Here is a 17,637-nt window from a genome sequence, read left to right as displayed (position 1 = left end):
CTAGGCGTGTTCGACAACGAAATTACGACAGTTTCATAACGGTTTAATGACACTGCGCGGACGTCTGGCCCGGTGCAAGGGGTCACGCCGTCCATAGTGGCAGAACGACGGAAAACTCGCTGCCCTCGCCGGGGGTCGAGGAAATGCGCAGCCGGCCGCGATGCCGACTGACGATATGCTTGACGATCGCAAGGCCCAGCCCGGTGCCCCCCATCTGGCGCGAGCGATGCGTGTCGACGCGGTAGAACCGTTCGGTCAGGCGTGGGATGTGCAGCGGATCGATCCCTGGCCCGGTGTCGCACACCCGCACCACCACGGCAGGCAGGCGCAAACCCGGATCCTTGGGGTGACGGTCCAGCGTGATGGTGACGCGGTTCTCGGCCCCGCCATACTTGAGCGCGTTCTCGATGAGATTGGTAAAGACCTGCTGCAACTGATCGGCATTGCCGGGCACATGGGCCTCTTCGGCAGGATCGAAGATCAGCTCGGCCCCCCGCTCACGGGCCAGCGGACGCAGCATGTAGACTACGGATCCGACCACGTCCGAGACGTTGATCGCCTCACCCGGCCGCACCCGCTCTTCGCCTTCCACGCGGCTCAGGGATAAAAGATCGCGCACCAGCCGCTCCATCCGCGACGCCTCGACCTGCATGATCCCCAGGAACCGGTCGATCGCCGCCTCGTCCCGCCGCGCGGGCCCCTGCAACGTCTCGATGAACCCCAGAAGGGCGGTCAGCGGCGTGCGCAATTCATGGCTGACATTGGCCACGAAATCGCGGCGCATCTGCGCGGCCTGTTCGCGTTCGGTCATGTCCTCGAAACAGACCAGCACGCCATGCGTCTCGCCGGTCTCGACATGAGCGACATGCACCTTGTACGTGCAGTCCCGGCCCGAGTCGGAGGTCTGGTAGGTGGTCTTGCGCGGGCTGCGATCACGCAACGTGGCCTCGATCGCCTCGAGCATGTCGGGCTGGCGCAGGGCGGTCAGGTAATGCCGCCCCTCGATGGCGTGCCCCAGCATATCGCGGGCGGCGGCGTTGACGCCCGCGATCCTCTCGCCCGGGCCGATGACGAGCGCGGCGAAGGGCAGTCCGGCGAGAAAGGACGCAAGGCCCTGCATCGTGGCTCAGACCTCGGTCAGACCCGCGCGAAACCGGCGCATGTTCTGCTGGTAGTGCAGCGCGCTTTCGCGAAGCGCCTCGATCGCGGCGGCATCGAGCATGCGCACCACCTTGCCCGGCGCCCCCATCACGAGACTGCCATCGGGGATCTCCTTGCCCTCGGTGACCAGCGCGCCGGCCCCGATCAGGCAATCGCGCCCGATCCGTGCGCCATTGAGAATGGTGGCCCCCATGCCGACAAGAGAGTTTTCGCCGATGGTGCACCCATGCAGCATGGCCTTGTGGCCGATGGTGCACCCCGGCCCGATCACCAGCGGATACCCCATATCGGTGTGCATCACGGTGTTCTCCTGCACGTTCGTGCCGGCCCCGACGTGGATCACCTCGTTATCGCCGCGCAGCGTGCAGCCGAACCAGACCGACGCGCCGTCGTCCAGCACCACGCGGCCGATCAGGTTGGCATCGGGCGCGATCCATGTATCCCCGGCGATATCCGGGGTGTGGCCGTCAAGGGTATAGAGGGTCATAGCGTCTCCTCGAATTCGGTTTGCAACTTGCGCACATGATCCGTCAACCAGGGCTGCTGGCTGCGGCGCAGGCGCGTGGCCTCGATGATGGTGCGCAGCCTTGTCTCGGTGGCGTCCAGATCGTCATTGACCAGCACGAAATCATACCCGTCCCAGTGGCTGATCTCGTCCCAGCTTTTCTGCATGCGCCGCGCGATCACTTCGGGTGCATCCTGCCCGCGGCTTTCCAGCCGGCGGTGCAACTCGTGGATCGACGGCGGCAAAAGGAAGATCGACAGCGTGTGCCCGCCCAGTTCCGAGTTTCGGATCTGCTGCGCCCCTTGCCAGTCGATGTCGAACAGCACGTCGCGCCCGGCGTCGATCGCGTCCCGCACCGGGCCCTTGGGCGATCCGTAGAAATTGCCGAAGACATGCGCGTGTTCCAGCATGTCGCCCGCGCCGACATCGCGCTTGAACGCCTCTTCGGACAGGAAATGATATTCGCGCCCGTCCCTCTCACCGGCGCGCGGCGCGCGCGTGGTCGCAGAGACAGAGAATGAAAGCGTCGGATCCCACGCCCGCAATCGCGCCGACAGGGTCGATTTGCCCGCTCCAGATGGCGAGGAAAGAATGATCAAAAGGCCACGGCGGTCTCTCATGTGCTGATCTGCCCTTTCATCTTTCCAAAAATACTCGTTCCTGTTCGCGCCGAAAGGACACCATGGGGTGGTCGCTTCTGGCCTGGCCGCCTGCGCCTGTCCTGTCGTAGTCCGCCCGCGCGCGGCTGGCAAGGCGCCGGCTTGACGGGGCTGACGATCACCGCGTCTGCGCCGGAGTTAACCAGTCATTAAAATTTGCAATCATTTACAAGACAATTTGTGCCAATCTCAACACATCGCACGGGACCGCAGCGCCGGTTTAAGGCCGCGCTCGCACGCTCGTGACACACCCGGAACCCTTGGAGAGCGATATGATGCATGACGACCTCAAGACAGCCCCGACTTCGGCGATGGCCGTGCACTCCGAGCGGGTTCAATCTCTGGTGCGCGCGCTTCACGCCCATTGGGGCGAGGCGCGCCGCGGCGACGATGTGCCGTATCGCGCCCATATCGACCCGCGCCGGATCGCGCCGCTCTTGCCCAATGTTTTCGTGGCCGAGCGTATCGCCCCCGGCGTGACGCGCCTTCGGATCGCGGGCATGCATCTGAGCGAGCTGATGGGCATGGAGGTGCGCGGAATGCCATTGTCGAGTTTCATCGCCCCGGCGTCGCGCGAGGTTTTCGCGCTGCACATTGTCGACCTCTTCGACCGTCCGGCGGTCTTGAGGATGGATCTGCAGGCAAGGTCCGGGCCGGGGCAGCCAAGGGTGCGTGGCACGCTTGTCATGCTGCCGTTGCGCAGCGACCTGGGGGATGTCTCGCGGGCTTTGGGGTGTCTCGTGACCACAGGCCCGACCGGCCGTACGCCGTGCCGCTTCGATATCTTGGAGGCGCGGGTGACGCCGGTGACGCAACTCGACGCTACGGGTGGCCAAGCCGCGCTGCGTGTGCTGCCCGGTGGCCGTGGCGACACCGCGAACCCCTGCGCTCCGCGCCCGGCGCGCGCCCATCTGCGCATCGTGACGTGACCGGCATCTCCGCAACACCCCCTGTCCGGGGGTGCGTTCAGACGGCTTGCGCCCGGTGCGCACCATCGCGCTGCGCCCGAAGCTCTTCCGCCACCAGGAATGCCAGTTCCAGCGACTGGCCTGCATTCAGCCTGGGATCGCAGGCGGTGTGATAGCGGTCCGACAGGTTGTCCTCGCTGAGGGCGCGCATGCCGCCGGTACATTCGGTCACGTCCTGCCCCGTCATCTCGAAATGCACACCGCCGGGGATCGTGCCTTCGGCGCGGTGGATGGCGAAAAACTCCTGCACCTCACGCAGAACCGAGTCGAAGGGCCGGGTCTTGTAGCCGGTCGCGGACTTGATCGTGTTGCCGTGCATCGGATCGCAGACCCACAGCACCTTGGCGCCTTCCTCTTGCACGGTACGGATGAGACGCGGCAGGTTGTCGGCGACCTTGCCCGCGCCGAACCGCGCGATCAGGGTCAGGCGCCCGGCCTCATTGGCCGGATTGAGCGTCGCCATCAGCCGCTTGAGATCGTCTGCGGTCATGCTCGGTCCGCATTTCAGGCCGATCGGGTTCTGCACGCCGCGCAGGAATTCCACATGCGCGCCGTCGGGCTGGCGCGTGCGATCCCCGATCCACAGCATGTGGCCCGACCCGGCCAGCCACTTGCCAGAGGTCGAATCGAGCCGCGTCAGCGCCTCTTCGTATTCCAGCAGCAGCCCCTCGTGCGAGGTGTAGAAATCGACCGAACGCAGCGTATGCGCGCTGTCGCTGTCGATCCCCGCCGCGCTCATGAAATCCAGCGCGTCGGTGATGTGGCTGGCCATCTCGCGGTATTTCTCGGCTTTCGAGCTTTCGGTGAAGCCAAGCGTCCATTGATGCACCTGGTGGACATCCGCGTAGCCGCCCGTCGAGAAGGCGCGCAGCAGGTTCAGCGTCGCCGCTGCCTGGGTGTAGGCCTGCAGCATCTTGCGCGGATCGGGCACACGGGCCTCGGCGGTGAACGGCATGTCGTTGACGATGTCACCGCGATAACTGGGCAGTTCCACGCCATCCACCACCTCGGTCGGGGCCGAGCGCGGCTTGGCGAACTGCCCGGCCATGCGTCCGACCTTCACCACCGGCACCTTGGCACCGTAGGTCAGCACCACGGCCATTTGCAGCATGACCTTGAACGTGTCGCGGATCGCGTCGGCGCTGAACTGATCGAACGCCTCTGCACAGTCGCCGCCCTGCAAGAGGAACGCCTCGCCCCGCGAGGCCGCCCCCAGTTGCGCCTTGAGCCGCCGCGCCTCGCCCGCAAAGACAAGCGGCGGGTAGGCACCGAGACGGCTCTCGACATCGGCGAGTGCGTCGGCATCGGTATAATCCGGCATCTGCACCCGAGGTTTCGCGCGCCAATCCGTTTTCTGCCACTCCGTCATCGTCTGCCTCCGCTGTATCGCATGTCAACCTTGCCCTATACGCAAGATGCGCTCAAGTGGCCAGACTCGACTTGCAGGAATCGCATCGGACGTCCACGTCGGTTCTTGTCAACCGCGACGTTTTCGTGACAGATCGGCGTGAGGGTTGGAGAATTGGATAACAAAGCCAATGACATCGGATACCGCCAAAATTCAGGTCGATGCACCAAAGGCCCCACGGCGTTTCGTGTTCGTCCTGCTCGAGGATTTCACGTTGCTAAGTTTCGCCGCCGCGGTGGAATGCCTGCGCGTCGCCAATCGCATGGCGGGTCGCGAGCTATACAGCTGGGTCCTGACGGGCGAATCGGAAACTGTCGTGACGTCCTCTGCGGGGGTGCGGTTCCAGCTGGATTTCCCGCTCGGCGAACTGACCCGTGACGATGTGGTGCTGGTCTGCGGCGGCATGAACGTGCAGGCCACCGCGACCAAACGCATGCTCAACTGGTTGCGTCGCGAGGCCCGGCGCGGCTTGCGCATGGGGGGGCTGTGCACGGCCTCCTACGTTCTGGCCAAGGCGGGATTGCTGGATGGCAAGCGTGCGACGATCCACTGGGAAAATCACGATGCCTTCCTCGAAGAGTTCGAAGAGGTGCGGCTGACCAAGTCGGTTTTCGTGGTGGATGGCAACAGGGTCAGCACCGCCGGGGGTACGTCCTCGATCGATCTGATGCTCAGCCTCATTGCGGATGATTACGGTGAAACGCTGGCCAATGCCGTGGCCGACCAGCAGATCTATTCCGCGATCCGCACCGACCAGGACACGCAGCGGCTGTCTGTGCCCACGCGGATCGGCGTGCGCCACCCCAAGCTGAGCCAGGTCATCCAGATGATGGAGGCCAATATCGAGGACCCGATCAGCCCGTCGATCCTGGCGCGCGACGTGGGCATGTCCACCCGCCAGCTGGAACGCCTGTTTCGGCGCTATCTCAGCCGCAGCCCCAAGCGGTACTACATGGAACTGCGGCTGCAAAAGGCGCGCAACCTGCTGATGCAGACCGACATGACGGTGATCAACGTGGCGCTGGCCTGCGGTTTCGCATCGCCGTCGCATTTCTCGAAATGCTATCGGGCGCATTACGACACCACGCCCTACCGCGAACGCGGCGCGCACACCTCTCGGCTGCCGGGCTGAGGCTGAGGCCCGGCCGGAAACCGCGTCAGCGCAGGCCGCGCCGGGCGATGTCCGCAGCCAGATCGCGGACCACCTGCCCCCGTGCGGCGGCGATATCCTCGGGCGTGCGCTCTGCCGGGATCGGTACGGTCAGATCGAACAGGCGGGCGCGCTCGTTGTCGGTCTCGCCGGTCACGAAATACTGCCCCGACAGGCGAAACGTGCCGTCGGTGCGGGCCAGCATCTCCTCGACGCGGATGTCGACCTCTGCGGCGGCGTTGTCGAGAAACGGCCACGGTTCGGGCGCGATGCGCGCGCCGGTGATCTGCGCCAGATGCCGGGTCACTTCAAGGGTCATCGCGCGGCTCGGGTCGTCGGCCCAGAGCAAACCGGGGGTCTCGCGCAACCGCCCGGCCTCGTCCGCGGTGAAGATCGTCTCGCCCGAGGCGTAGCTGGGCAAGGCGACAGAGCGGATGGCGACGGATGCATGGGCGATGCGCTGCTCTTGCGGGGCTTCGGCGCGCGGCACCGCGATACGCTCTTCGGGGACTGACGCACAGGCGGTCAGGATCGGCAGCGCGATAAAAGCGGCGAATGCAGGGGATTTCGACATGGATCAGCGTCCTCGTAACAGGGAATCGGGATTACGTTCGATGGCCCGCGCCAATGACGCGACGGCCTTGGCCGCGGCCTCGACCTCGCGCAGGGCGGTGCGGGCGTCCCGGCCCACCCCGCCAGAGGCCTGATATCCTTCGAGCGTTGTGTTGGCGCGCGCCAGCACCGCGCGGGCCTCTGCGATGAGGCCGGGCAGATCGTTTCCGGCCTCGGCAAACGTGTCCGCCGCACTGCGCGCCGAGTCGAGCGTGGCGACCGCGTTCTCGACCACGCCGCCCGCGCGCAGCTCTTCCAGCACGAGCGTCAGCTCGGCCAGCGTCGCGTTGAGCTGGCGCGGCAGGGCGCGGGTTTCGTCCTGGGCCAGAAGCGTTCCGGTATTGGCCAGAAACGCCGACAGGTCGTTGGCCAGCACGTCCAGATCCACCTCACCGGCCTTCGCGGCGATCCGGTCCAGCCGGGTGACAAGGTCCGGCACGCCCTCGGACGCGGTGCCGACCCCGCGCGCTGCCTGCGCGGCCTCGTCAAGCAGGCTGGCCAATCGGGTGGTCAGCGCGTCCTCGTTGATCTGTGCGATCAGTGTTTCCAGCTCTGCCAATGTGGCGTCAAGCCGTGGCGGCAGGGCCTGCGCCTCGGATAGCAGGGTGTTGACGTTGCCGGGCACGGCGCGGGTCTCGTCGCTGGCGATCAGGGTGTTGGCGTTCTGCATCAGGGTGATGGCCTGTGCCATGACCTCTTCGACCGGCAGGGCATTGATCCGTTCGAACACGCCCGAGGCCGTGGCCGACACATCCGCGATCTCGCTTTCGGTGGTGGGAATGACGGGGGGCGCACCGGCCAGTTCCAGCAGCTCTTCGGTGGGGGCATCGGCCACCTCGACCAGTTCGACCTTCAGCCCGCCAGTCAGGATCGACGCGGTGGCAAGTCGGGCGCGCAGGCCCTCACGCACGCGGGTCCGCAGAAAGTCGAGCGCGGCCTCGGTCCCGCCCGTGGCGTCGAGGCCAAGCCGACCGGGCCGGATGGCGAGCGTCACGGCGAGTTGCACGCGGTTGTCGCCGGTGGTGCCTGCGTTGACCATGCCGCCAAGCGCCTCGACCTCGCCGATGCGCAGCCCGTTCAGTTCGACCGGGGCGCCGGCCGAAAGGCCCGCGATATTGCCGTCGAACAGCACCGACACCGCCAATGTCTCGCCGCCCTCACCGGCAAACACGCTGGCCCGCGCCGCATCCTCTTCTGAATAGACGGTGTACTGCGCGCCGGACTCGGCCGGGGTGCCGCCCGACAGCATGGTGTCAAAGGTGATCCCGCCCGAGACCAGCGAGGCGATCGACGAAAAGTTGACCGACGCCCCCCCAGCCCCGAACGACAGCGAGAAGCCCGAAGTGTCCCAGAACCGTGTCGCGCTGTCGATCAGCCGATCATGCGGGGAAAAGATCACCGCCTCGGCCTCGGACGTGGTGCCGTCGGCGGAAATCACAGGCTTGCCGACGCGCCCGACCTTCACCCCGCGATAGAGGATCGGCGTGTTCTCGGTCAGCGCGGCGCCGTCGGAGGCGCGCATCGTCAGGGTCAGCCCCGATTGTCCCACCCGCTGCAGCGGTGCGTCGGGCAGCCCGTCGAACCGCGTGACCGTCTCGCCGGTCTCGGCGTCCCAGAGGCCCTCGATGTACACGCCCGACAGGACCGTCCCGAGGCCCGACACGCCCTGTGTGGTCACCTGCGGTCGCACCACCCAGAATTGCGCGTCATCGTCGACGTAAGGCGCCACGTTCTTGTCGAGCCGCACCTTGACCAGAACAGTGTCCAATCCTTCGGCGAACGACACCTCCTCGACGAGACCGACGCGCACGTCGCGAAAGCGCAGCTCTGTATTGCCGGCGCGCACGCCGCTGGCGTTCTCGAAGCCGATCTCGATCAAGGGGCCGCGATCCGCATAGCTCTGCCACGCGATGGCGATCACCACGGCAAGCGCCAGAAGCGGGACGATCCAGACGATCGAGATCCGATCCCGGACCGGGCGCTTGGCCGGCTTTACCTGTGGTTCGGGCGGGGTGGTGTCGGTATCGGTCACGCGGCGCGCTCCTTTGGTGTGTCGTCGGCGCGCGCGCCGGGCGCGCTGTCCCAGATCAGTCGGCTGTCGAAACTTTGCGCGGCGAGCATCGTGAAGATTACCGATAGCGCAAAAAACAGGCTGGCCCAACCCGGCGTGATCGACGCAAGCGCCTGCAATTGCACCAGCGATGACAGGATCGCCACCACGAACACGTCGATCATCGACCAGCGGCCGATATATTCCACCACCTCGTACAGGATGTGCCGCGAGTGATCGGATAGCTGCGGGCCGTGCCGGACGCCGATCGCGAGCCCCGCGAGGATCAGGAACTTGCCGACGGGGATGAAAACGCTGGCGATGAGAATGATCAGCGCCACCCCGACATTGCCGTGCTGTGCCAGCGACACCGCGCCGCCGACGATCGTATCGCTTTGCGTGCTGACCAGCGTGCGGGTTTCCAGCATCGGATAGAGATTGGCCGGGACGTAACATCCCAGCCCGACGATCCACCACGCCCAGACCTTTTGCAACGACAGCGGATCGCGCGAGTGCAGGCGGCTGCCGCAGCGCGGGCAGGTCCGCGTGCCCGCGGGCGAGGGGCGGGTGCAGCGCGTGCAGCCCACGAGACCGAGCTCTCGCGCGGTTTTCAATCCTTCAGGGACGCCCATATCGAATACCTGCACATCAGTCTGTCACTTGCCACCACCACGACCACCAGCGCCGCGAACAGCCATGCCGCCGGACCGAAAAGCACCTCTGCCAGATCGCTGAGCTTGACAAGGGCAACCGCGCAGCCGAGCGCGAAAATCTCTGCCATGGACCAGGGGATCAGCCGTTCGGACAGGCGGAATGCGGATTTCGCGTAGGGCGCGGGCGGACGGTCGCGGATGATCGGCACGAGCACGTAGATCAGCAGCATGACCCGCAACGCCGGAATGATGACAATGAAAAATAGCACCGCCACCGCGAGGATCGAAAGCCCGCCCGAAAACGCGAAGGCCGTGTCGAGGATCGAGGCATCGTGGCGTACCCCGCCGGCACCGATCGTCAGGAACGGAAAGACCGAGGCCGCGACGATCAGGATCAGCACCGTCAGCGCCAGTGCCACAAGCTGCTTGCCCGCCTTGCGGCGCGGTGCGACCAGAACCGTGCCGCATCGCACGCACACCGCCTTTTCCCGCGACGCGACCCGTGGCGCGCGGTAGACCAGGTCGCAGGTCGGGCAGACGATCAGCGTGTCAAGATCCGTGGTGTGGCTCATGTCATACCGTCATTACAGCACCGCCGGGGCTTTGCAAGCATCCCGCGCAATGCCGCGCGTTGGCGTGGATGAGGCAGGTGACGATCATCCATGTGCGCCGCTCACGTCATTGTGGCCGGCACGAACCGCGACAGCGCGTACCCGGCAAGCCCGATATGCACCAGCGTCACGAGGACCGAGGCCCCGTGCAGCCATTTGAACCGGGTCTTGGCGCCGGTATCCGTGGCGCGGTTGATCGCCGGCATCAGGATCTGCCGGTTGGGAATGGTGGTCACCGCGATCACCGCCAACAGCGTCGCGGCAACCCGGTCGTACGGCCAGAGCAGCGCCGCGCCCACCGCCGCGCAGCCCAGCACGAAAAGATAGAAATACGGAAAGGCCCGGCGGATCGTCGCACCCGCCGTGTCGGGCGGCAGCGCGGCGAAAAGGACGGCGGCGAACCCAAAGGAATATAGCACCATCCCGCCGAACAGGAGTGCCGTGGTCAGAAGCGCAAGCGTCAGCATGGGATCTTTTTCCTTTCAGGGTCGGGTTTGCGGGCCAGGCCCATGTACTGGATCGTGGTCAGCGGCAGGCGGCCAAAGGTCAGATCGCCGCGGCGGGTGATCCCGCGTGGCCCCAGCCCGGTGAACGGGCCCGGCTTCAGCCCGGCCTCGGTCAATGCCGCGCGCATCTCCGACGGCTTGATGAACAACGCGGGGTCATGCGTCCCGCGCGGCAGCAGGCGCAGTATATCCTCGGCGATGGTGATGGTCACAAGTCGCGCCAGGAAATTGCGGTTGATCGTGTCGAACAGGAACATCCCGCCGGGCCGCAGCACGCGGTCCGCTTCGGCCAGCACCATCGAAAGGTCCTGCACGTGCTCCAGCACATCGACGCAGATCACCGCGTCGAACGCGCCATCCTCGTAGGGCAGCGCCTCACCCACGCCGATATCGTAGGTGATGGCGTGGCCCATGGCCGCGGCATGCGCGCGTGCCGCGTCGATCGCCTGATCCGCCGGGTCGATGCCGGTGACCCGCGCGCCGCGATCGTCCAGCGCCTCGGCCATGAAGCCGCCGGCACAGCCGAGATCGAGCACCGCCAAGCCCTGCCAGTCGATCTGACGGTCCATCCATGACAGCCGCCCCGGCACGAGGTTTTTGAGGGTGCGCACCCAGCGGATATCGTCGGACCACCACTGCGCGGCGGCATCGTCGTAGATTGTCAGGTCATTGCGCATTGTGGCGTCTCCGGGTCGGCAGGACGTAAGGTACACGGGCACGGTAGCGCGCAAAGCGGGTCCCGTAGCGCGCGGCAAAACGGCGTTCCTTCAGCCGCGGGGCGAGAAGGCAGTAGGCGGTGTAGCTGACCGCGAGCGCCAGTTGATCGGGCGTCCAGACCGGCACCGTCCACAAGGTCAGCGCGAAGGCCACGTAGATCGGTTGCCGGATCACCCGGAACAGGCCGTGCGTCGGCATGTCGGGAAACTTGGGCCGGATGCGCGCCATCAGCGACATCCAGCCAAGCGCGCCCGACTGCACCTCGGCCCCGGCATCGAAGCTGGCCTTCAGCAGCAGCAGCCACGCGGCAGTATAGGCGGTGCACACGGCCCAGAACGCCGCCCCCTCGGCCCGCCACCAGACGATGCCCGAGGGCGTCCAGAGCGTGAAAAGCGCCAGCAATTGCAGCGAGGCGATGAACGCGTAGGTTGTCGTCGCCAGCGTGGCCCCGTGCGGGCCGGGGATCAGCCGGGTCAGCAAACGCCCGCCGGGCCCGGTCAGAAGCGCGGAATGCACCAACGGAAATTGCACGATCAGCGCCGCGTTGACCAGCGCCGCCCAAGGCCAGGGCACGCGCCCGAAGCTTTCGCTGAGGCCGAAGAACATCGCGACGACCATCGCCAGAACCCCGGCGGCAAATGCGAGATGGCACAGCGCCCCCATCATTAGCGCCAAAGCGATGCGCGCGCCACCGGGGGGCGGGCGCAGCGCCGCGCCGATCAGGCGAACAAGGTTCATGACGCGTGGGTCATCCCGCATCGTTTTGCTCCAGTATGTCACGGGCGATGGCGGTGCCGCTTTGCCACGCCGCCTCGACCCGCGGACCAAGGCACCAGTCGCCGCCAAGATAAAGCCGCGCGTCGTCGCTGCGCAGGAAATCGCGGTTCAGCGCGGTGCCTACATGCGCATAGCGCCAGCGATGCGCCGCTGCGTAAAGCGCGCGGTCGGCATCCGTTCCTATCTCGGCGCAGAGCAGGGGCAGCATGCGCGCCGCGATATCCTCGGGGGCGTCATCGACATGACGCAGGCTCCAGTCCGGGGCGGCCTGCGCGACCCATGTCGTGACATGCCCTGCGCGGTTTGGCTTGGTGCTGTCCTGCGCGATCCATGCCAGGGTGTGGTCCGGATCGACGCGGCTGACGAAGGGGCGCGGGGCATCGGCCGGGAACGCCGCCATCAGGGTCAGGCATGGATCCATCGTCACGTGGTGAAGCGGTGCGGCCAGCGGATGATCGGCACCGATCAGCCCCGCGACCTGCGGCGCGGGGATGGTCAACGCGACCCGCGCGGCCTCGACCGTCCCGGTGCCGGTGCTGATCCGCCATCCGTTGGATTGGGGGTGCAGGGCGGTCACCTCGGCGCCCTGCCGGGTCTCGATGCGGTCGGCGATGGCGCGGGGAATGCCGGACATGCCGGGCAGACCGACATGGTGGGCGCGCTGCGCGCCGTCGTCCCACCGGGCCACGGCCTTGGGCAAATCGGCGAGCATCGCGGCGAAATCCGGCGCGGCGGCAGAGATATACTGCGCGCCGTGATCGAACTGCGCCTCTGCGCCCGCCAGCGTCACGCGCCGGGTTGCCATGCGTCCGCCGATGCCGCGCCCCTTGTCGAGAACCAGCACCTTGCGGCCGGCCTCGGTCAGAAGGCGCGCGCAGGAAACACCGGCCATCCCGGCCCCGACGATCACCGTGTCGATCATAAGAGCCCCGCCTGATCGAGGATCTGCGGGATCTTCTTCTTGACCTTGAAGAACCCGGCCGTGGCATGCGGCCAGATCGCGGCGTCCCAGTCGCGCCGCATTTCGCAAAGCGTGATACCCTGTGCGTCCATGGCGGTTTCGGCCTCGTTCAGCCAGTCGCGCAAGGGGCCGGTCGGCACGTAAGGCGTGACGATCTGGCGCGCCCCCGCGCGCGCCGCCCATGTCGCAAGATCACCGGGGACGCCGGCGCGCAGATCGCTGGACTCCAGCCGCATCCGACGCGCCGCATCGGCCAGCGCGCCGGCCTCGAACCCGGCGACATCCGGCGAGACCTCGCGCGGGGACCGCAAGTGACTGGCCGAAAGCGTGGCGACGGCGCGGATGTCGAGAGCGTCCGTGGCGAAATCCTCGGGGCGGCAATCCTCTTCGTTGATCAGCAGGGCGGTCGGCAGGTCCGGGTCGGGCGCGCGCGGCTCGCGCAGCGGCAGGACGTCCGGCAGGCCCTCGGGCTCTGTGCCCTCCAGCCCGCGGACGTCCTCGGCGAGATCCTGTGTGCGAGGGGCAAAACGCTGGCCGGTGAACTTGGCGATGTTCCATGCCTGCGCCTTGTAGGGTTTGCCGCGTGTGTGCAGCCCCGCGACCCACCGCCAGCCAAGCGTGTTCGACGCCGGATCCCCGTCAAGCAGATGGCGATAAAAGAAATCCGCCCCCACCCGCCACGGCAATTCCAGCGTGAAGATCCAGATCGACGCGAACCACATGCGGGCGTGGTTGTGCAGGTAGCCGGTATCGACCAATTCCCGGGCCCAGGCGTCGAAGCAGTCGAGGCCGGTTTGCCCGGCTTCGGCATTTTCGACGTCGCGGCACAGGCGGCGGTCGGTGTCGAGGGTGGCGAGGTCACGGATCAGGCCGTCGCGGTAGCTGTCCCAGACCTGCGGGCGGCGTTCCAGCCAGCCCTTGAAATAGCCGCGCCAGATCACCTCTTGCACGAACTTCTCGGCGCCCTCTGCGCCATGCGCGCCGATCGCGGCGGCCGCGACGTCGCGTTCGAGCACCAGCCTGCGCCGGATGAAAGGCGACAGTCGCGAGACATCGCGATGCCGCCCCGGTCCGCGGTCGAAATTGCGCCCCTTTGCGTAGCGTGACCCCATGCGGGCCGTGAAGTCGCGCAGCCAGTCTTCACCGTTTTCGCGGGTTGCCTGATGATCGGGCACAGCGGTCTCCTGTTGCAAGTCTGCGGCGCAAGTTAATCCGGCACGGCGCGACATCAATCGCGTTAGTGGCGACGCACCGGGCCGAGGGGTGCAGACCAAATCCGGGCGCGTGACGACGCAAGGCCGAATCACGGCCCCCTTCATGTGTCCGGATGGTGCGGCCGGGGTGGGCCGCGGGCGCCAATGGATGCTCTTGTGCGGATGCTGCACGATTGATACGCACAAATGCATCGGTATTGCACGACGGGAGGCTTCTCGTGGCCTCTGGGCGGGTGGCATTGACAGGTTGACAACCATCGTCTCTGCGCCTAATGACCCATGCATCACGGTGCCGGGGGTATCCCCGCCGCCACTAGCATAACCCAAGTGGACAAGATCCGGGCATACTGCCCCGATCCTCTGGAAACCCACCGCGTCGGACCCGAACGGAAAGGGTGCGATTGCGGTTTTTGCGTATTGCGGACGCGCCTTACGCTTTTGTTTAACCGCACGGGACAGGCCCGTGCAGACACATGTGTTGAGAGACGGGGAAATAACCGGAATGCCAACGATCCAACAGCTGATCCGCAAGCCGCGGCAGCCGAAAGTCAGATCCACGAAGTCGCTGCACCTGCAGGGATGTCCGCAAAAGCGGGGCGTCTGCACGCGCGTCTACACCACCACGCCGAAAAAGCCGAACTCGGCCATGCGGAAGGTTGCCAAGGTGCGGCTGACCAACGGGTTCGAGGTGATCAGTTACATCCCCGGCGAAAAGCACAACCTTCAGGAACACTCGGTGGTTCTGATCCGTGGTGGTCGTGTGAAAGACCTTCCCGGCGTGCGCTACCACATCCTGCGGGGTGTTCTGGACACGCAAGGGGTCAAGGATCGGAAACAGCGCCGGTCGAAATATGGCGCCAAGCGTCCGAAATAAGGATTTCGGGCGTCCCGGTAGTGGTCCGTGGCCTCGCCCGCAGAGGAACAAGAGGAATACAAGATGTCCCGTCGTCACGCCGCTGAAAAACGCGAGATTCTGCCCGACGCCAAATTTGGCGACCGGGTTCTGACAAAGTTCATGAACAACATGATGGTGGATGGCAAGAAATCCGCCGCCGAAAGGATCGTCTACAACGCGCTCGGGCGTGTCGAGGACAAGATCAAGCGCGCCCCCGTCGAGGTGTTCCACGAGGCGCTCGACAATATCAAGCCGTCGGTCGAGGTGCGTTCGCGCCGCGTTGGCGGGGCCACCTATCAGGTCCCGGTCGAGGTGCGCCCTGAACGGCGCGAGGCGTTGGCGATCCGCTGGCTGATCATCGCGTCGCGCAGCCGCAACGAGAACACCATGGAAGAGCGTCTTGCCGGCGAACTGATGGATGCGGTCCAGAGCCGCGGGTCCGCCGTGAAAAAGCGCGAAGACACCCACAAGATGGCAGAGGCGAACAAGGCCTTCAGCCATTACCGCTGGTAAATATTTAGAGGCATCTGACTCATGGCACGCGACTATCAGCTCGAACGCTACCGCAACTTCGGCATCATGGCCCATATCGACGCGGGCAAGACGACCTGTTCGGAACGGATCCTGTTCTACACCGGCAAGTCCCACAACCTTGGCGAGGTGCACGATGGTGCGGCCACCATGGACTGGATGGAGCAGGAGCAGGAGCGCGGGATCACCATCACGTCGGCCGCGACCACGACCTTCTGGCAGCGTCAGGACGATCCCACCAAAGAGGGCACGTCGGACACCAAGTACCGGATGAACATCATCGACACGCCGGGCCACGTGGACTTCACCATCGAGGTGGAACGCTCGCTTGCCGTGCTCGACGGGGCGATCTGCGTGCTGGATGCCAATGCCGGGGTCGAGCCTCAGACCGAGACCGTGTGGCGTCAGGCCGACCGGTACAAGGTGCCGCGGATCGTGTTCGTCAACAAGATGGACAAGATCGGCGCCGATTTCTACAACTGTGTCAAGATGATCGAGGATCGCACCGGCGCCCGCGCCGTGCCGATCGCGCTGCCAATCGGGGCCGAGCACGAGCTTGAGGGCCTTCTCGACCTCGTGACCATGGAAGAGTGGGTCTATAACTCCGAGGACATGGGCGCGACCTGGAACCGCGTTCCGATCCGGGACAGCCTGAAAGAGACCGCCGACGAATGGCGCGCCAAGCTTGTCGAAAGCGCCGTCGAAATGGACGACGACGCGATGATGGCGTATCTCGACGGCGAAGAGCCCGACGTGCCGACCCTGCGCGATCTGATCCGCAAGGGCACATTGTCGCTGAGTTTCGTTCCCGTCCTTGGAGGCTCGGCCTTCAAGAACAAGGGTGTGCAGCCGCTGCTCAACGCCGTGGTCGATTACCTGCCCAGCCCGCTGGACGTGGTCGATTACATGGGCTTCGCACCCGACGACGAGACGGAAACGCGCAACATCCCGCGCCGCGCGGATGATTCCATGCCGTTCTCCGGGCTTGCGTTCAAGATCATGAACGATCCCTTCGTCGGCTCGCTGACCTTCACGCGGATCTACTCGGGCAAGATGTCCAAGGGCGAGACCGTCATGAACTCGACCAAGGGCAAGAAAGAGCGCATCGGTCGCATGATGATGATGCACTCCAACGACCGGACCGAGATCGACGAGGCGTTTTCCGGCGACATCATCGCGCTTGCGGGTCTCAAGGACACCACGACGGGTGATACGTTGTGCGATTCCAAGGCGCAGGTGGTTCTGGAAACCATGACCTTCCCCGATCCGGTGATCGAGATCGCGGTCGAACCCAAGACCAAGGGCGACCAGGAAAAGATGTCCGCCGGTCTGGCAAGGCTTGCCGCCGAAGACCCGTCCTTCCGCGTCGAGACCGATATCGAAAGCGGCCAGACGATCATGAAGGGCATGGGCGAATTGCATCTCGACATCCTGGTCGATCGTCTCAAGCGCGAGTTCAAGGTGGACGCCAACATCGGCGCGCCGCAGGTGGCCTACCGCGAGACCATCGGTCACGAAATCGAGCATACCTATACCCACAAGAAGCAGTCGGGTGGTTCGGGTCAGTTCGCCGAGGTCAAGATGATCCTGTCGCCGACCGAGGCGGGCGAAGGCTTCAGTTTCGAGTCGCGCATCGTCGGTGGCTCCGTGCCCAAGGAATACATTCCGGGCGTTGAAAAGGGCATTCGCTCGGTGATGGATAGCGGCCCGCTGGCAGGCTTTCCCGTGATCGACTTCAAGGTCGCGCTGATCGACGGCAAGTACCACGACGTCGACTCGAGCGTCATGGCGTTCGAGATCGCGGCGCGCATGTGCATGCGCGAAGGTCTGCGCCGCGCCGGGGCCAAGCTGCTGGAACCGATCATGAAGGTCGAGGTGGTCACGCCGGACGAATATACCGGCAATGTCATCGGCGATCTCACGTCGCGGCGCGGCCAGGTCTCGGGGCAGGAGCCGCGCGGCAACGCGATCTCGATTCTCGCCAACGTGCCGCTCGCCAACATGTTCGGCTACATCAACACGCTGCGGTCGATGACCTCGGGGCGTGCCCAGTTCACGATGCAGTTCTCGCATTACGATCCGGTGCCGCGCAACGTGTCCGAAGAGATCCAGTCGAAATACGCATAATAGCCGGTGCGTGTGCCCCACGCATCGACCTACTGAAACAAAAGGAGCCACAGCAATGGCGAAGCAAAAGTTTGATCGTTCGAAACCGCATGTGAACATTGGCACGGTTGGTCATGTTGACCACGGCAAGAC

Annotated in this window: 18 protein-coding genes; 5 read left to right on the top strand and 13 right to left on the bottom strand. The window is 65.4% G+C overall.

Annotated elements, in window-relative coordinates; genetic code table 11:
- Positions 1-82: 82 nt before the first annotated feature.
- The 3 genes from ACROSR_RS08115 to gmk are packed head-to-tail and all read right to left on the bottom strand — an operon-like array spanning position 83 to position 2,286.
- Positions 83-1,120 carry an ATP-binding protein gene (locus tag ACROSR_RS08115; RefSeq protein ID WP_432683863.1) on the bottom strand — a complete coding sequence of 346 codons (1,038 nt, stop codon included), beginning with the start codon at positions 1,118-1,120 and terminating at the stop codon, positions 83-85.
- A gap of 6 nt (positions 1,121-1,126) precedes the next feature.
- Positions 1,127-1,648 (bottom strand): gamma carbonic anhydrase family protein, encoded by a 522-nt coding sequence (locus ACROSR_RS08110; protein ID WP_432683861.1) that lies wholly within the window; start codon positions 1,646-1,648, stop codon positions 1,127-1,129.
- Complete coding sequence (gene gmk, locus ACROSR_RS08105) at positions 1,645-2,286, bottom strand: guanylate kinase (RefSeq protein WP_432683859.1); 642 nt, start codon at positions 2,284-2,286, stop codon at positions 1,645-1,647. The genes ACROSR_RS08110 and gmk overlap by 4 nt, the downstream gene beginning before the upstream one ends.
- Positions 2,287-2,597: 311 nt before the next feature.
- On the opposite strand from gmk, the gene ACROSR_RS08100 reads away from it, so the two are divergent.
- Positions 2,598-3,254 (top strand): PAS domain-containing protein, encoded by a 657-nt coding sequence (locus ACROSR_RS08100; RefSeq protein WP_432683857.1) that lies wholly within the window; start codon positions 2,598-2,600, stop codon positions 3,252-3,254.
- 37 nt (positions 3,255-3,291) lie between these two features.
- On the opposite strand, the gene ACROSR_RS08095 is transcribed toward ACROSR_RS08100, so the two are convergent.
- Positions 3,292-4,662: a class II 3-deoxy-7-phosphoheptulonate synthase gene (locus ACROSR_RS08095; protein ID WP_432683855.1), complete on the bottom strand. Its 1,371-nt coding sequence runs from the start codon at positions 4,660-4,662 to the stop codon at positions 3,292-3,294.
- 169 nt (positions 4,663-4,831) lie between these two features.
- On the opposite strand from ACROSR_RS08095, the gene ACROSR_RS08090 reads away from it, so the two are divergent.
- Complete coding sequence (locus ACROSR_RS08090) at positions 4,832-5,833, top strand: GlxA family transcriptional regulator (RefSeq protein WP_432683853.1); 1,002 nt, start codon at positions 4,832-4,834, stop codon at positions 5,831-5,833.
- 25 nt (positions 5,834-5,858) lie between these two features.
- On the opposite strand, the gene ACROSR_RS08085 is transcribed toward ACROSR_RS08090, so the two are convergent.
- The 9 genes from ACROSR_RS08085 to ACROSR_RS08045 all read right to left on the bottom strand — a co-directional run bounded on the left by ACROSR_RS08085 (position 5,859) and on the right by ACROSR_RS08045 (position 13,913).
- Positions 5,859-6,425: a PqiC family protein gene (locus tag ACROSR_RS08085; RefSeq protein WP_432683851.1), complete on the bottom strand. Its 567-nt coding sequence runs from the start codon at positions 6,423-6,425 to the stop codon at positions 5,859-5,861.
- A gap of 3 nt (positions 6,426-6,428) precedes the next feature.
- Positions 6,429-8,495, bottom strand: coding sequence for a PqiB family protein (locus ACROSR_RS08080; protein ID WP_432683849.1), 2,067 nt, complete (start codon positions 8,493-8,495; stop codon positions 6,429-6,431).
- Positions 8,492-9,145 (bottom strand): paraquat-inducible protein A, encoded by a 654-nt coding sequence (locus ACROSR_RS08075; protein ID WP_432683847.1) that lies wholly within the window; start codon positions 9,143-9,145, stop codon positions 8,492-8,494. Before ACROSR_RS08075 ends, ACROSR_RS08080 begins: the two co-directional genes overlap by 4 nt.
- Positions 9,124-9,738: a paraquat-inducible protein A gene (locus tag ACROSR_RS08070; protein WP_432683845.1), complete on the bottom strand. Its 615-nt coding sequence runs from the start codon at positions 9,736-9,738 to the stop codon at positions 9,124-9,126. Before ACROSR_RS08070 ends, ACROSR_RS08075 begins: the two co-directional genes overlap by 22 nt.
- Before the next feature lie 101 nt (positions 9,739-9,839).
- Positions 9,840-10,244 carry a DUF4149 domain-containing protein gene (locus ACROSR_RS08065; RefSeq protein ID WP_432683843.1) on the bottom strand — a complete coding sequence of 135 codons (405 nt, stop codon included), beginning with the start codon at positions 10,242-10,244 and terminating at the stop codon, positions 9,840-9,842.
- Positions 10,238-10,960, bottom strand: coding sequence for a bifunctional 2-polyprenyl-6-hydroxyphenol methylase/3-demethylubiquinol 3-O-methyltransferase UbiG (ubiG, locus tag ACROSR_RS08060; protein ID WP_432683841.1), 723 nt, complete (start codon positions 10,958-10,960; stop codon positions 10,238-10,240). Before ubiG ends, ACROSR_RS08065 begins: the two co-directional genes overlap by 7 nt.
- Complete coding sequence (locus tag ACROSR_RS08055) at positions 10,950-11,759, bottom strand: methyltransferase family protein (protein WP_432683839.1); 810 nt, start codon at positions 11,757-11,759, stop codon at positions 10,950-10,952. Before ACROSR_RS08055 ends, ubiG begins: the two co-directional genes overlap by 11 nt.
- Complete coding sequence (locus tag ACROSR_RS08050; protein ID WP_432683837.1) at positions 11,749-12,699, bottom strand: NAD(P)/FAD-dependent oxidoreductase; 951 nt, start codon at positions 12,697-12,699, stop codon at positions 11,749-11,751. The genes ACROSR_RS08055 and ACROSR_RS08050 overlap by 11 nt, the downstream gene beginning before the upstream one ends.
- Complete coding sequence (locus ACROSR_RS08045; RefSeq protein WP_432683835.1) at positions 12,696-13,913, bottom strand: FAD-binding domain-containing protein; 1,218 nt, start codon at positions 13,911-13,913, stop codon at positions 12,696-12,698. Before ACROSR_RS08045 ends, ACROSR_RS08050 begins: the two co-directional genes overlap by 4 nt.
- A 541-nt stretch (positions 13,914-14,454) precedes the next feature.
- On the opposite strand from ACROSR_RS08045, the gene rpsL reads away from it, so the two are divergent.
- The 3 genes from rpsL (at position 14,455) to fusA (ending at position 17,505) form a co-directional block, all read left to right on the top strand.
- Positions 14,455-14,826 (top strand): 30S ribosomal protein S12, encoded by a 372-nt coding sequence (gene rpsL, locus ACROSR_RS08040; protein ID WP_432683833.1) that lies wholly within the window; start codon positions 14,455-14,457, stop codon positions 14,824-14,826.
- Between the two features lie 63 nt (positions 14,827-14,889).
- The gene (gene rpsG / locus ACROSR_RS08035) at positions 14,890-15,360 is read left to right on the top strand and encodes a 30S ribosomal protein S7 (protein WP_432683831.1); all 471 of its coding nucleotides are present in this window, start codon (positions 14,890-14,892) and stop codon (positions 15,358-15,360) included.
- A gap of 21 nt (positions 15,361-15,381) precedes the next feature.
- A complete protein-coding gene (gene fusA, locus ACROSR_RS08030) occupies positions 15,382-17,505 on the top strand; it encodes an elongation factor G (RefSeq protein ID WP_432683829.1) in 2,124 nt (707 codons plus the stop codon).
- The last annotated feature ends 132 nt before the right edge of the window (positions 17,506-17,637 follow it).

Origin of the sequence: Roseovarius tibetensis (genome assembly GCF_050896375.1) — a bacterium.
GTDB lineage: Bacteria > Pseudomonadota > Alphaproteobacteria > Rhodobacterales > Rhodobacteraceae > Roseovarius > Roseovarius tibetensis.
This window is presented reverse-complemented; position numbering and strand designations above follow the sequence as displayed.